We start from the raw sequence: 13191 nt of genomic DNA, 5'->3' as shown, positions 1-13191 counted from the left end.
CCCGCCGAACACGGCAAAACGACTTGCCCCACACCGCTTTCTCTGACAGGCCACCACAGAACGAGCCGCCCTCACTCAGACGCGCGAACCGCCCCGCCCCGATCACCCCGCGCCACGGCGGTGCCGTCACCGCCCCTCGACCGACTGACCAACCTCCACGAACGGCCAGCCCGAAGCCTCAACCCGAGACACCACCGCCACGGACAACGACAGCAGCCCCGGCTTTGGCCGCGCGACCCCGCGTCACGGGAAACCCGACCCGGACGAGAGGTTCGCGGAGCTCGCTCGGCAACGTCGACGCCGCGGCGGCGATCTCCATCCGCACCTGGTCACCCGCCCGCCTCGCGTGCCGCACGGCGATCCGCACCGCGCGCGCCGCGACGTCGTTGACCTCCCCGCCGAACACGACCGGCAACGCGGCCAGCGCGTCGTCCCCGTCCGGCCGGTACGCCGCTCTGTCCAACCAGGACAGTGCACTTCGGACGATCCTCTTCTCCCGTCGGAACAGCAACGCCTCCAGCGCCTCGCGCAACTCCAGCCCGCTGAGCCAGCCGCCCTCGGCGGCCCGGCGCAGCTCCTCGGCCGCGAGCTCTGCCACCGGCCCCGCCGCGCCGGGCAGCAGCCGCAGGAACGACACCACGTGGTCGGCCGCCTCGTCGGCCGTGGGCGCGAGCTCCCGGTACAGCAGCGTGAAGAAGCGCAGGTGCCGCGCCTCCCCACCCCGCAGGAAGCGGGACAGGCACCCGGCGAGCAGCATCGGCCGGGGCAGGCGGCCGGCCGCGACGAGCCGCGCGATCCGGTGCGCCTGCCGTGGCGCGTTCACCGTCAGCGCCGCGCCCACCCCCTCGGCCACGAAGATCCGCGGCGCCATCACCGGCAGGAACGGGTCGGCGCGGAGGCGGCCCCAGTCGGCCCGGTCCACCGCCTCGCACCACGCGACCACCAGCGGGTCGTGCCGTGGTGGTTCGACGCCGCCGGCACGCAGCAGGGTGGCCGCGACCTCCCACGTGCCCCGCTGCGGTCGGAAGGCGTCGGCGTAGTGCGTCGCGAGATCCGCCAACCACGGAGTGGGTCGATCGTGCAGCACGTGCGACAGGTAGGCGACGTGTTCGCTGTTCGGTGTCCAGAACCGGAGGATCTCCCGGTGCGCCAACCACTTCGCAGCAGTGCCGGCGCGGATGGCACACCCGGCGCCCGCCAACCACAACGATGGCGCGTGCCGGGGGTCCACCCGCCCATGCGGGCAAAGCCGACGGACCTCGCGCAGGAACGTCGGAAGCCAACGCCCCGCGGCGCGCCTTTCGGCGGGAGCGAGCGAACGGACAACGCGCGCCACACCAGCGACATCGCCTCCTTCGATGAGCGTGCGGAGCTCGTCGAGGGCGTTCACGCGCTCACCGTCCGCTGCCCAGGACAGGCGGAAAGGTGGTGAACGCGTAGGCCGTCAGGAACGACATCGACGACAGCATGGCCTCCCGAGAACTGGCCGCGGAAGGACCGGAAAGATTCTTCGGGACTTCGCGAGAAACAGGGGGATGCCGAACCCTGTCCCTTGCCTGTGCGTCGATTCGCGCGCGTCGTCGTCGTTCCTCGCGAACGATCGGGGTGCGGACGGGACAGGAGCCCGTCCGCGCACATCATCCAACGCGCCCCGCCGCGGTGAGCCTGGCGGCTGGCGCCGTCGAGCTGCCCGTGGCCCTCGCGCGCCCGGCCCCGAGAGGTCAATCCCGATGTGCGCACGTGGTGACCATACGAAAACGTTTGAAGGCCGATAACCCTCTTTGTGCGGTGACGGAATTCGTCACCGACTCGTGGTTCGAGGTGACCGTCCACTGGGGACGTCCAGGTAGGCGACCGCCCCGAGAACTCCTGGGCTGTGACCTGACGAAGTCGCCTGCCGGCAACGCGCTGACATGACCGGGTGGAACGCCGTTGAGCAGTTCGTTTCGCCGAAATCGGCCCTCGTGGGTTCATCAAGTGGAACCTGGCGGCCACATCCCGGACCACCCTCGGCATGCTGGGGACATGGCGGACGCTCGGACAGACCCGGACGAGGATCCCGGCACCGAACCCACCCGGCCGCGCCGGAGGCAGGCTCGCGGGCACCGCCGCATGGCCCAGATCCTGGACGCCGCCGCCGAGGTGCTGGCCGAGCAGGGCTACGAGAGCACCACGACGAACGCCGTCGCCGCCAGGGCGGGCGTCTCCCCGAGCACGGTCTACCAGTTCTTCGCGAACAAGGAGTCCATCGCCGAGGCGCTGGTCGCCCGCTACCTGGCCGCCCTGCGCGCCGCGTACGAGGAGGCGTTCCCGCCCGAGCTGGCCCACCTCCCGCTGGCCGAGCTCGTCGACCGCATGGTGGACCCGATCCTGCGGCTCCACCTCACGCACCCCGGCCTGCGGCCGCTGTTCGCCAGGACCGACATGCCCGAGCGGCTGCTGGCCTCCACCCAACCCCTGCACCAGGCCGTCCGCGAGCGGGTCGACAGCGTGTTCGCGGCCCGCGCCCCGGAACTGCCCGCGGACCGGCGACGGCGTTGCACGGAGGTCAGCGTCCAGCTCTTCCGCGGCCTTCTCCCCCTCGTCCAGGCGGCCGAGGGCGCCGACCGGCTCGCGTTCATCGACGAGCTCAAGGACGTGCTCCGCCGCTACCTCATGCCGGTCGTCGGCAACCCCGCGCGGGACTGAGGCCCGCCCGGGCCGTGCTGTTCTCCCTGGAGCGTTCACGCTCAGTCGGTGCCCCTCGGGCCGGCCGACCACACCTCCTGCCGCCGGACAGCCGGGAAATTCCGCACATCGGTGTCGACACGCCGGAATTCCCGGGGCCGGATCGTCGGGGCGCGGCGCGTCGCCGATCCGGAGTCCGTTTCCCCAGAAAGGAATTGCCCTCACGTTCTCGTCCCGTTCACGCCGCCGACAGATTCGACCCCGTGACGGGGCCACGACGCCGCCAGCCGCACCGGCTAACGTGACCGGCATGGAACGCACGCAGCGACTCGGCCGGGCTCTCGTCGTGATCGTGGACGACCGGATCGCGCAGGGCGAGCACGACGACAGCACCGGTCCCCTGGTGACCGAGCTGCTGGAGGAGGCCGGATTCATCGTCGACGGCACCGTGGCCGTGGCCGGGGAGACCGTCGACATCCGCAACGCCCTCAACACCGCCGTCATCGGTGGCGTCGACCTGGTGGTGACCGTGGGCGGCACCGGCGTCTCACCCCGCGACGTGACCCCGGACGCCACCGCGGGCGTCCTGGACCGCCCCATCCCGGGCATCGCCGAGGCCCTGCGGGCCTCCGGCCTCGCGGCGGGCGCGACCGACGCCGGCATCTCCCGCGGCCTCGTCGGCGTGTCCGGCAGCACCCTGGTGGTCAACCTGGCGTCCTCGCGGGCCGCGGTCCGCGACGGCATGGCGACGCTCACCCCGCTGGTCCAACACGTCATCGAGCAGCTTTCCGGGCTCGAGAGCGCCTGACCCGCGCGGGGGCGGCACGGCCACGTCGGGTCGTGCCCGTCCGACCGCGGCGTCTTCCGTGGTGGTCGAGCAGTCGCCCGGAAGACGCCGCGAAAAGGCGCCTCAGCCCGTCCCGTGGAGGCGTTCGAGGGCCGGAGCACTCGCGCGCCCTCTCCGCCGGCTCCTCGCGTGGGCGCCGGCCCCGCTGTCATGCGGGACCATGGGGGAGTGACAGGCAAGACCTCAGACCACGACGAGCGGCCCCGTCCGGTCGACCACGACTGGCTCCGCAGAGTCTTCGGCGACGTGCTCCCGGAGACCACCCGCGACGAGCGCGACCCGGAGGCCCCGCGCCGCGACACCGACACCTGGTACCGCGAGAACCGGCCCCCGCACCACGACCGCTGACCCCGGCGCCCTGCCCAGCCCGAGCTCACAAGATCGACTCACCTCTCGCGGGTGGGGCCCCTCCCCCCACCCCCTCCCCGCCCCGCTCCCCCTTCGTGTTGGCCCCTGGCCCCCGGCCGTGTTGGTCCGACCCCCGCTCCGCGTGGAGTGCGGTGGTGGTTGGTGGAGTTGTCGTCAGTCGATGGTGTTGCCGCGCGGCGCGTTGTCGGTGCTCGCCGTGGTCCGCCCCTGGGCCCGCAGGAGGTCGCGGATCTCGGTGAGCAACTCGATGTCGGTCGGCTCGGCCGGGCCGGGCTCCTGGCCGCGACGCCGGCGTTCCTGGAGCTTGTTCATCGGCAGGACGAGCAGGAAGTAGACCACCGCGGCCACGATCACGAAGTTGATCGCGGCGTTGATGACCCCGCCGAGGTCCAGGAACGTCGAGTCGTTGCCGGGCAGGATGTTGAAGCCCAGGCCCCGGGCCGCGTCGCTGCCACCGACAGTGTTGATCAGCGGTTTGATGACGCCGTTGGTGAACGCCGTGACGATCGCCGTGAACGCGGTGCCGACGACGACAGCGACCGCGAGGTCGATGACGTTGCCGCGCATCAGGAAGTCCTTGAAACCCTTCAACACGAGCTGTGCCTCCTGGCGGAGTAGTAGCCGGTGGTTCCTTCGGTCGAGACAGGACCTCAGCGCAGAGTAACGGCGACCCCCTGCGAGAGTGACGCTGCGGTTACCCGGGTCGCCTCCTCCCGCGCCACGCCGACCACCACCAGGCGGCCCGGGTTGGCGGGCGTGCCGCTGGCTGGTCGGACCGCCACCACCACGGCGTCCGCGGCCAGGACGGCCGGCCCCGCCCGGTCGGGCGCCAGGGAGACCACGTCGACCCGGCTGCCCGGGCGCAGCAGGTCGGCCACGTCCGGGTCGGCCAGCCGCACGGGCACGGCGGCGGCCGCGCCGCGTCGGGTGACGAGCTCGGTGAACTCCGGGCCGGCCAGCCGCACGTCCGTGAGCGGCTCACCCGCGCGGGCCGCCCCGGCCAGGACTCTGCCGACGGCCTGGGCGGGTTCCTGGAGCGCGTGGGCCGGAGCGCTGTCGGCCGCCGCCCGCCGCTGTGCCACGTCGGCTGGCTGGATCAACGCGCCCGGGGCGATGTCCCTGGCCGCCACCAGGACCGGCCCGGTGTCGGGTGGTCGGCCGGGCGGTGGGTGGAGCGCGAGCACCAGGGCCAGCAGGGTCAGCGCGCCCGCGAGCGCGCGGCGGAGCAGGACCGGGCGTCCCCAGCCGCCGTGGAGCAGGCCGCGGACGCGGTCGCGCAGCGGAGGGGAGAGGGGGTGGGGGAGTGCGCGGGTCGGGCGGTTCTCCCTGGTCATGGCGGGCTCCCTGCGGTCGGTGCCGGTTCGTCGGCTCGACGTTAGGGCGCGGGGCGCGACCGGGAAACGACAAGCGCCCCGGCTGTGGACAAACCGGGGCGCCTGTGGATAAGTCGCGTTATTCGCTTGACAACGACCTCAGGACGCGGCCGACGCGGAGGTGCTGCTCGACGTCGTGCCGGAGGACGAGCCGTTCGACGAGCTGGAGCTGGTCGAGGTCGTCGACGAGGAGCCGGACGTCGACGAGGCCGACGACGTCGAGGTCGTCGACGAGGACTTGCCGGAGCTCGACGAGCGGTTGTCGGTACGGTAGAAGCCGCTGCCCTTGAACACGATGCCCACGGCGTTGAACAGCTTGCGCAGCTTGCCGGAGCACTCCGGGCATTCGGTGAGCGCGGCGTCGGTGAACGACTGCACCGCCTCGAACCGGTGGTCGCACTGCGTGCAGGCGTAGGCGTAGGTCGGCACTGTTACCCTCCGCGGCTTCCCGATCTGGCACTCGCCAGGCGAGAGTGCCAGACCGATGATGCGTCAACGAGAGCCTGGACGCAAACACGTCCTGGTCACACCCGGGTGGGTGACAGTTGGCGCATTGTCGCTGACCGCGGTCGTGACGCTGGCGCGCTCGTCGTGGCGCCCGACGCGCGCGCCCGGCGAAATTTGATCAACTTCACCCCGGCGGAGCGAGCGGCACGAGCCCGCGCGCGGGCGTGAGCACCGCCCCCACGCGCACGTCGTGCGGCTCCGCCGGCAGCTCGGCGACGACCTCGCCGTCCCGCACGACGGCGACCAGCAGCGTCCCCGGTCGGGTGAGCGGCAACGAGCGGTCGTAGTACCCGCCCCCACGCCCGAGGCGGACACCGCGCGCGTCGACCGCCAGCGCCGGCACGAACACGACCTCCGCCTCCGCCGCCGCGTCCGGCCCCAGCCGCGGTCCCGTCGGCTCGAGCAGCCCGAACGCGCCCCGGGCCAGCGACCCCTCCCCCCGGTACTCGGCCCACTCCAGTGCTGAGGGCCCCACCCGCGGAGCGGGCACGACGGGCAGCAACACCCGCCACCCGGCCCAGCGCAGGGCGTCCAACATCGCCGACGACCCCGGCTCGGTGCCCACCGGCACGTAGGCGCACGCGGTGCCGCGCTGGCCGCTCGCCCAGCGGCCGACCGCGTCGGCCAACGCCGTCGCCTCGGCCGCGTGGGTCGCGGCGGAGGCCGCCCGTCGTTCCGCGAGCACCCTCGCCCGCCACGCCGCCTTGTCGAGCTGGTCGAACCCGCGCTCTACCACGGGACGTGAGCGTACGGTGGCGGATGGCTCAGCTCCCTTATCCGATCGCCGTTAGGCTCGCTCACCATGAGCTCGACGAGCACGTTCCGCACCGCGATCGTCCCCGCCGCGGGCCTGGGTACCCGATTCCTGCCCACCACGAAGACCGTGCCGAAGGAACTGCTCCCGGTCGTCGACACACCCGGGATCGAGCTGGTCGCCGCCGAGGCCGCCGAGGCCGGAGCCGCCCGTCTCGTCATCGTCACCTCCCCCGACAAGCGCGCCGTGGTCGACCACTTCCGCCCCCGTCCCGACCTGGAGGCCACGCTCGAGGAGCGCGGCAAGACCGCCCTGCTCGACAAGGTGCGCCGCGCCCCCGGCCTGATCGACGTCGACGTCGCCATCCAGGACCAGGCGCTGGGCCTCGGCCACGCCGTCGGCTGCGCCGAGTCCTCCCTGGACGGTCAGGACGAGGCCGTCGCCGTGCTGCTGCCCGACGACCTGGTGCTGCCCACCGGCGCCCTCCGGGCGATGGCCAGGGTGCGCGAGGAGTTCGGCGGCAGCGTCCTGCTCGCGCTCGACCTGCCGCGGGAGGAGGTCTCCGCCTACGGCGTGTTCGACGTCGAGCCCACCGGCGAGCAGGATGTGCTGCGGGTCAAGGGCATGGTGGAGAAACCCCGCCCCGAGGAGGCGCCCTCCACCTACGCCGCCGCCGGTCGGTACCTGCTCGACCGCGCGGTCTTCGACGCGCTCCGCAGGATCACCCCGGGCGCGGGCGGCGAGCTCCAGCTCACCGACGCGATCGCGTTGCTGATCGAGGAGGGGCACCCGGTCCACGTCCTGGTCCACCGCGGTTCCCGGCACGATCTGGGCAACCCGGGCGGGTTCCTCCGCGCGGCGGTCGACTTCGCGCTGGAGAACCCGGAGTACGGCCCGGGGCTGCGCGAGTGGCTGCGCGAGCGGGTCACCGAGGTGTGACGCGCCCGGCGGCCGACGGCCGGCGAGCGCCGGAAGGGGGGAGTGCGAGGTGTCGGGAGTTGAGGTCACAGCGATGAGGTCCGTCGAGGAGCAGCTCCACCGGGTGCTGGCGGCCGCGGTGCGCCCGGCGCCGGTCCGGGTGGCGATCTCCGAGGCACAGGGCCTGCTCTGCGCCGAGGAGGTGGTCGCCGAGACCGCGCTGCCCGGCTTCGACCAGGCCGCCGTCGACGGCTACGCGGTGCGCAGCGTCGACGTGCAGGCCGCGGCCGAGGAGCCGGTCGTGCTCCCGGTCGTCGGCGAGATCCCCGCCGGCTCCCGACAACCGCACCGGCTGCAACCGGGGCAGGCCGTCCGGGTGGTCACCGGCGCGCCGCTGCCCACCCTCGCCGACGCCGTCGTCCCGCTCGGGTACACCGACGAACACCCGGCCAAGGTCACCGTCAACCGACCGGTGCCCTCGGCCGGGTTCGTCCGCAAGGCCGGGGAGGACGTGCAGACCGGCGACGTGGCCGTGCGGTCCGGCTCCCCGATCGGATCGGCCCAGGTCGGCCTGCTGGCCGCGGTCGGCAGGAGCAAGGTGCTGGTCCACCCGCAGCCGAGGGTGTCGGTCATCTCGGTGGGCGACGAGCTGGTCGACATCGACCGCGACCCCGGCCCCGGGCAGATCTTCGACGTCAACTCCTACGCCCTGACGGCGGCGGCCAGGGACGCCGGCGCCGAGGCGACCAGGGTCGGCATCGCCAGCACGGATCCGCGCCGGCTGCGCGAGATCGTCGAGGGGCGGTTGCTGATCTCCGAGGTCGTGGTGATCGCCGGCGGGGTCGGCGGCTCGGCCGGCGACGAGGTGCGGGCCGCCCTCGCCGACCTCGGCGAACTCGACGTCACCCGGGTCGCGATGCACCCCGGCTCGGTGCAGGGCTTCGGCCGGCTCGGCCCGGACGCGGTCCCCACCTTCCTGCTGCCGAGCAACCCGATCAGCGCGCTCGTCGTGTTCGAGGTGCTGGTCCGGCCGTTGATCAGGACGGCGCTGGGCAAGCGCACCCCGACCCGGCGCAGCGTGCGCGCCCGGCTGCTGGCGCCGGTCACCTCGACGAAGGGTCGCCGCGGCTACCTGCGCGGCCAGTTGCTGCGCGACACCGAGACCGGCGAGTACCTGGTGCAGCCGCTGGGCACCGCCGGCGCGCACCTCCTCGCCTCGCTGGCCGAGGCCAACTGCCTCGTCGTGATCGACGAGGACGTCACCGACGTGGCCGAGGGGGACGAGGTCGAGGTCAGCTTCCTGGCCCAGCGGGGCTGAGCCGCGGTGCGCCCGGCCGACGGCGGGACCGTGGAGCTCGCCGCCGGGACCAGGCACCCGGGCTGGCCCGCCCGGCTCGGGCCGCTCCTGGTGCCCGCGGGGGCCGTCGAGCTGCGCCCGCCGCGACTGTTCGACGGGGCCGCCTGGAGCCGGGTCCGCCTGCGCGACCGGGCCCACCTGGAGCGGTGGGAGCCGACCGTCGCCGCCGCGTGGGAGGACCGCAACGCGGTGCTGGCGTGGCCCGGCCAGTGGTCGTCCCTGCGCTCCATGGCGCGCCAGGGGCAGGCGCTGCCCTTCGTCATCACCGTCGACGGGGAGTTCGGCGGCCAGATCACCATCGGCAACGTCGTCCGGGGCGCGCTCCGCTCCGCCTGGGTGGGCTACTGGGTGGCCGGCGACCGCGTGCGGGGCGGGGTGGCCACCGCGGCGGTCGCCCTCGCCGCCGACCACTGCTTCGCCGCGGCCGGCCTGCACCGGCTGGAGGCCACGGTGCGGCCGGAGAACAGCGCGTCGCTGCGGGTGCTGGCCAAGCTGGGCTTCCGCGAGGAGGGGCTGTTCCGCAGGTACCTGGACGTGGACGGGGCCTGGCGGGACCACGTCTGCCTCGCCCTCACCGTCGAGGACGCCCCCGAGGGCCTGGTCGCCCGCCTGGTGGCCGCCGGCCGCGCCCGGCTCGGCTGAGCGCGTGGCCTTCGTCACCGGACGCTTCACGTATCCGCCCCCGGGGCATGGCTACCTGATCAGGCATGTGGGGGAGAGGGATGACGCGGAGTGGGGACCGCGGGCCGCGTAACGGGGGTCGGGCGGCCGTCGTTGGTCCGTGCGGGTGGTCACGTCGGCGTCATGCTGGCGCGTCGAGATCGTCATCCGGTTCGATGAACGCATCGGGTGATCTCTACCGCCTGCCGGGAACGCGTGCCCGTCGGCGCGCCTCCGACACTGGTGTGACTGCTGTGACTAGCGTGGCGGTGGCACACGCGCGCTGCTCGACGACCGGGGGAGGTGGCGAGTCATGAGCTCGTTGATCTTCGCGGCGCTGGCCGTCGCCTGGCTCGTCGTGCTGGTCCCGATGATCGCCCGGCGGCGCCAGGAGGTCGTCCGCACCGCCGACTCCGCGTTGGCCGCCCGCGTCCTGCGGCGGGGCGGGTCCCGGCGGGCCGGCCAGGCCAGCAGCACGGAGGACGGGTTCGACATGGCCGACCCCGACGGCGACGGCCACCCCGGTGGCGAGGGTGACGGCGCCCACGGCCCGTACGAGGCGTACGGCGACGGCGACGACCGCCCCGGGCCCGACGAGCGGAACGACCTCGCCGACGAGCCGGGGACGTCCCGGCGCTACCGACCGGGCCGGGGCGGCTTCGACCCCGACCACGCGGCCGCCGTCGCGCGGGCCAAGTACCAGTTCCGGCAGCGCGTGGTCCTCGCCATGCTCCTGCTGGCGCTCGTCAGCGGCGTGCTGGCCTTCGTCTCCCTGCCGCTCCTGTGGTGGGTCCACGGCGGGCTCGACCTCCTCCTCGTCGGCTACCTGACCTACCTGCGCCGCCAGGTGCGCATCGAGGAGGAGGTCCGGCAGCGCCGCCTCGCCCGGCTCGCCGGCGCCCGGCGCCGCGCCGCCGGGCAGCCGCACCCCACCACGGCGCCCGCCGAGCGGGACGAGCAGCTCGCGGTCCCACCCAGCCGGTCGCCGCGCCCCGGGACGATCGTCGTGGAGATCGACGACGAGGACCCGGCGTTCGACGAGCTCGACGCCCCCACGCCGTTCAGCTACCGCCGCGCGGTGGGCGAGTAGAGGGGGGTGGCGAAAGTGCCCCCAGAAACCTGCTATGCTTTGGGGGCACCAAGCACGGGGCTGTAGCGCAGTTGGTAGCGCGTCTCGTTCGCATCGAGAAGGTCAGGGGTTCGATTCCCCTCAGCTCCACGTCCGACTGGACGACCCCCGTTCGCGGAAAGCGCGAACGGGGGTCGTCCTTTATTGTTTTGGAGGGCCGAGCCCCCCATGCCCCCCACGGTGCGAGCTCCTCGCCTTGGCGGGCGCTGGGCGCGACATCTCGGACCAGCATCTCTTCTTTTGTGTCTTACATCACTGGGGCGGGGTCGTTCTGTGGGCTCCGGGGCGTATTTCCGCTTGCTGTGGTGAGGCTCACGTTCTTCTTCTGGGGTGGGGTGGGCCGTGGCGGTCTTCGACCGCACAGCTGGGAGGACCTCGGCTCGCCTCGGTGGCGCCGGTGATCTCTGTTGGCCGATCGCTTGGTGCGGGCGCTCGGAGTGTCCACATGGGCCCATGAAGGGCTGTCTCTTCCTCGCGCAGCGTCGAAGGATCAGGGCCATGGCTGTCTTCGACCGCATGGCTGGGCACAGCTTGCTGTTGGCGTGGTTGCCTGGCGGTGCACGCCTTTGGGACTGTCCACGTTGGCTCTGGGGGTGCTCAGGGGCTGTGCGGTCGTCTTCGATCGCACGGCTGCACAGAACGGCTGTGGGGGTTTGCCGCTGGCTCAAGGTCTTCTCTGGGAGGGGCAGTCGCCGAGAAGTGGTGGGCTTTGGCGGTGGTTCGGCCGTACGGCTGACGGGGGTGCTCGCTCGGTATTCGCGCTCGGGAGAGCTGTCAGGAGCCCGGGTTGTTGGGGTGGGTGCCAGATCTCTGCTGTTGACAGCCCCCACCCGCCTTGGGGGGCGAGCCCTGCTCCAGCCTATTCGCTCGGGGGCGCGTGGCAAAGGGCTGAGGGTTTCGCTGTGGATAACTTGGGGCCCTGTGGACAACCTGGTGGAGTTGTTGGGGATGGCCTGTTGATTGCGCTGGCTTTGGGGGGCGAGTCGCCGGCGAAGATGCAGGTCATCGCCGCTCTCGGGTGGGGATCAGCTGGGCAGGCTGGTGCGCAATGCCTGGATCGGGTGGTTCGCGGGGGATTGTGACTGCAGCGTCATGCGACGCCTTGATTCCGCAGGTGATCACGACATGTCGTCTCCTCCCGCGCGGCCGCAGATTTTCTCGCTTACCTGGCCGACTCGTCCGTAGTGCTTGCCAGGGTGCGGTTGTTCAGCACAGGATAGAAGACCAGCGTCACCAGGATGAGAAAAACGCCACCGGCGACATACGAGACCTGGACGGCGAACAAGCTGGCGAGAACGCCGCCGAGTGCCGCGCCAACCGGACCCCCGGTCATTACCACCAGTCTGCTCGACGAGAGCACTCTCCCCAAGAGTTCATTGGGCACGATCTGCTGGCGCAATGTGCTCACCACGACTTTCTCCGCGGTCATCAGCGCGCCGGTCACCATCATCATCGCGGCCGCGACCCACGCATTGGCGACAAGTCCCAGAACCAGAACGGCCGTGCCCACGCCGGCTTTGCCCGCGAGCACCACCGTGCCGGGGCCGAATCGCTTGCCGGCGGCCGCCGCGGCCAGTCCCCCGACCGTCGCGCCGACCGCGGTGGCCGTCAGCAACAAACCGAAACCGAAGTCCGGAAGTCCGAGGACCTCCTTGGCCAGCAGCGCGAGCATCGCGAACTGGGCGGTGACGGCGATGTTGCCGAGGCAGGAAGCCGTGGCCAGCGCCCGCAGGGTCCGGTTCCCGAACAACCACCGGATGCCCTCGGCGATTTCGCCCCGCACGCTCCTGCGCGGAGTTCCGGACGTCTCCTTCGGCTTGGCGTCCGTCCGGATCGAGAAGATCAACAGGCCGCTGGCGGCGAACGAGAGGGCGTTGCCGGCGAACGGCAGGAGGTTCCACAGGCCGAACAGGGCGGAGCCAAGCGGAGGCCCCACGAAGTCCTCACCGTTGCTCTCCGCCGCGACGATCCGCCCGTTCGCCGTTGCCAGGCTCCGCGGATCCCGCGACACGAGGTCGGGAACGGCCGACTGGGCGGCGATGTCGAAGAAGACCTGGCCGACGCCCAGCAGGAACGCCGCGAGCACCAGACACACCAGGTTCACCAGCGCGGTCAGGACCAGCACCGCGAGAGCGACCAGGACGGCGAACCGCCCCAGGTCGGCCCACACCATCACCCGCCGGCGGTCCAGTCGGTCCACCACGACACCGGCGTGCAGCGAGAGCAGCACCCAGGGAACCTCGGCGGCCATGACGACGGAGCTCAACGCCATCGGGCCGCTGGTGCTCTGCAGGACCAGCAGGGGCAGCGCGGCGGCGTGCATGCCGGTGCCGATGGCCGACACGAGCGTGGCGCCGAAGAGTCTGTGGAAGCGACTTCCCAGTCTCACCTTGGCGTCGCCAGATTCCTTCGTGCGCACTTCGAGAATTCCTCTGGCCAGAGTTTCACAACAGAAGGCTCCAGTGCTGGGTATCGCGCCGAGCCGAACCGTGCGAACACGTCCGAGACGATTCCGCCGATGCTCAGAACGGATTCCGCGTTCACCATCTCCTCGTGCTCGCAGTCGATCGGGCAGGTCTCCACTCCTCCCTGGGTGAGACCAGTCCACCG

At 72.3% G+C, this 13191-nt stretch carries 13 protein-coding genes and 1 tRNA gene; 8 read left to right on the top strand and 6 right to left on the bottom strand.

What is annotated here, in order from left to right; translation table 11 throughout:
• Nucleotides 1-178: 178 nt before the first annotated feature.
• Nucleotides 179-1231, bottom strand: a complete 1053-nt coding sequence (locus BUE43_RS26530) for a DUF6493 family protein (protein WP_073488410.1) — start codon at nt 1229-1231, stop codon at nt 179-181.
• 881 nt (nt 1232-2112) lie between these two features.
• Here BUE43_RS26530 and BUE43_RS26520 point away from each other — a divergent pair.
• The 3 genes from BUE43_RS26520 to BUE43_RS26510 all read left to right on the top strand — a co-directional run bounded on the left by BUE43_RS26520 (nt 2113) and on the right by BUE43_RS26510 (nt 3862).
• Entirely contained in the window at nt 2113-2688 is a 576-nt protein-coding gene (locus tag BUE43_RS26520; protein ID WP_083960186.1) for a TetR/AcrR family transcriptional regulator, read from the top strand.
• Between the two features lie 289 nt (nt 2689-2977).
• Nucleotides 2978-3475 (top strand): MogA/MoaB family molybdenum cofactor biosynthesis protein, encoded by a 498-nt coding sequence (locus tag BUE43_RS26515; protein ID WP_073488517.1) that lies wholly within the window; start codon nt 2978-2980, stop codon nt 3473-3475.
• A 189-nt stretch (nt 3476-3664) separates the two neighbouring features.
• Nucleotides 3665-3862 carry a hypothetical protein gene (locus tag BUE43_RS26510; RefSeq protein ID WP_073488515.1) on the top strand — a complete coding sequence of 66 codons (198 nt, stop codon included), beginning with the start codon at nt 3665-3667 and terminating at the stop codon, nt 3860-3862.
• A 174-nt stretch (nt 3863-4036) separates the two neighbouring features.
• On the opposite strand, the gene mscL is transcribed toward BUE43_RS26510, so the two are convergent.
• The 4 genes from mscL to BUE43_RS26490 form a co-directional block, all read right to left on the bottom strand.
• Complete coding sequence (gene mscL, locus BUE43_RS26505) at nt 4037-4477, bottom strand: large-conductance mechanosensitive channel protein MscL (RefSeq protein ID WP_073488401.1); 441 nt, start codon at nt 4475-4477, stop codon at nt 4037-4039.
• 56 nt (nt 4478-4533) lie between these two features.
• A complete protein-coding gene (locus BUE43_RS35680; RefSeq protein ID WP_073488397.1) occupies nt 4534-5217 on the bottom strand; it encodes an SAF domain-containing protein in 684 nt (227 codons plus the stop codon).
• Between the two features lie 138 nt (nt 5218-5355).
• A complete protein-coding gene (locus BUE43_RS26495) occupies nt 5356-5685 on the bottom strand; it encodes an FmdB family zinc ribbon protein (RefSeq protein ID WP_083960185.1) in 330 nt (109 codons plus the stop codon).
• A 202-nt stretch (nt 5686-5887) separates the two neighbouring features.
• On the bottom strand, nt 5888-6499 hold the full coding sequence (locus tag BUE43_RS26490) for a 5-formyltetrahydrofolate cyclo-ligase (RefSeq protein WP_073488390.1): 612 nt from the start codon (nt 6497-6499) through the stop codon (nt 5888-5890).
• 66 nt (nt 6500-6565) lie between these two features.
• On the opposite strand from BUE43_RS26490, the gene BUE43_RS26485 reads away from it, so the two are divergent.
• From BUE43_RS26485 to BUE43_RS26465, 5 genes are all read left to right on the top strand, one after another.
• Nucleotides 6566-7456 (top strand): UTP--glucose-1-phosphate uridylyltransferase, encoded by an 891-nt coding sequence (locus BUE43_RS26485; protein ID WP_073488387.1) that lies wholly within the window; start codon nt 6566-6568, stop codon nt 7454-7456.
• A gap of 73 nt (nt 7457-7529) precedes the next feature.
• On the top strand, nt 7530-8753 hold the full coding sequence (gene glp / locus BUE43_RS26480) for a molybdotransferase-like divisome protein Glp (protein ID WP_073488384.1): 1224 nt from the start codon (nt 7530-7532) through the stop codon (nt 8751-8753).
• 6 nt (nt 8754-8759) lie between these two features.
• Nucleotides 8760-9434: a GNAT family N-acetyltransferase gene (locus BUE43_RS26475; RefSeq protein ID WP_083960184.1), complete on the top strand. Its 675-nt coding sequence runs from the start codon at nt 8760-8762 to the stop codon at nt 9432-9434.
• Nucleotides 9435-9765: 331 nt separating this feature from the next.
• On the top strand, nt 9766-10542 hold the full coding sequence (gene sepX, locus BUE43_RS26470) for a divisome protein SepX/GlpR (protein WP_073488380.1): 777 nt from the start codon (nt 9766-9768) through the stop codon (nt 10540-10542).
• 56 nt (nt 10543-10598) lie between these two features.
• A tRNA-Ala gene (locus tag BUE43_RS26465) sits at nt 10599-10671 on the top strand.
• A 1072-nt stretch (nt 10672-11743) separates the two neighbouring features.
• On the opposite strand, the gene BUE43_RS26460 is transcribed toward BUE43_RS26465, so the two are convergent.
• Nucleotides 11744-13189 (bottom strand): MFS transporter, encoded by a 1446-nt coding sequence (locus BUE43_RS26460; protein ID WP_083960183.1) that lies wholly within the window; start codon nt 13187-13189, stop codon nt 11744-11746.
• Nucleotides 13190-13191: the final 2 nt, after the last annotated feature.

The sequence above is a fragment of the Streptoalloteichus hindustanus genome (assembly GCF_900129375.1).
Lineage (GTDB): Bacteria > Actinomycetota > Actinomycetes > Mycobacteriales > Pseudonocardiaceae > Streptoalloteichus > Streptoalloteichus hindustanus.
Note: the sequence above shows the minus strand (reverse complement) of the source record. Positions and strands in the feature narration are given on the sequence as shown.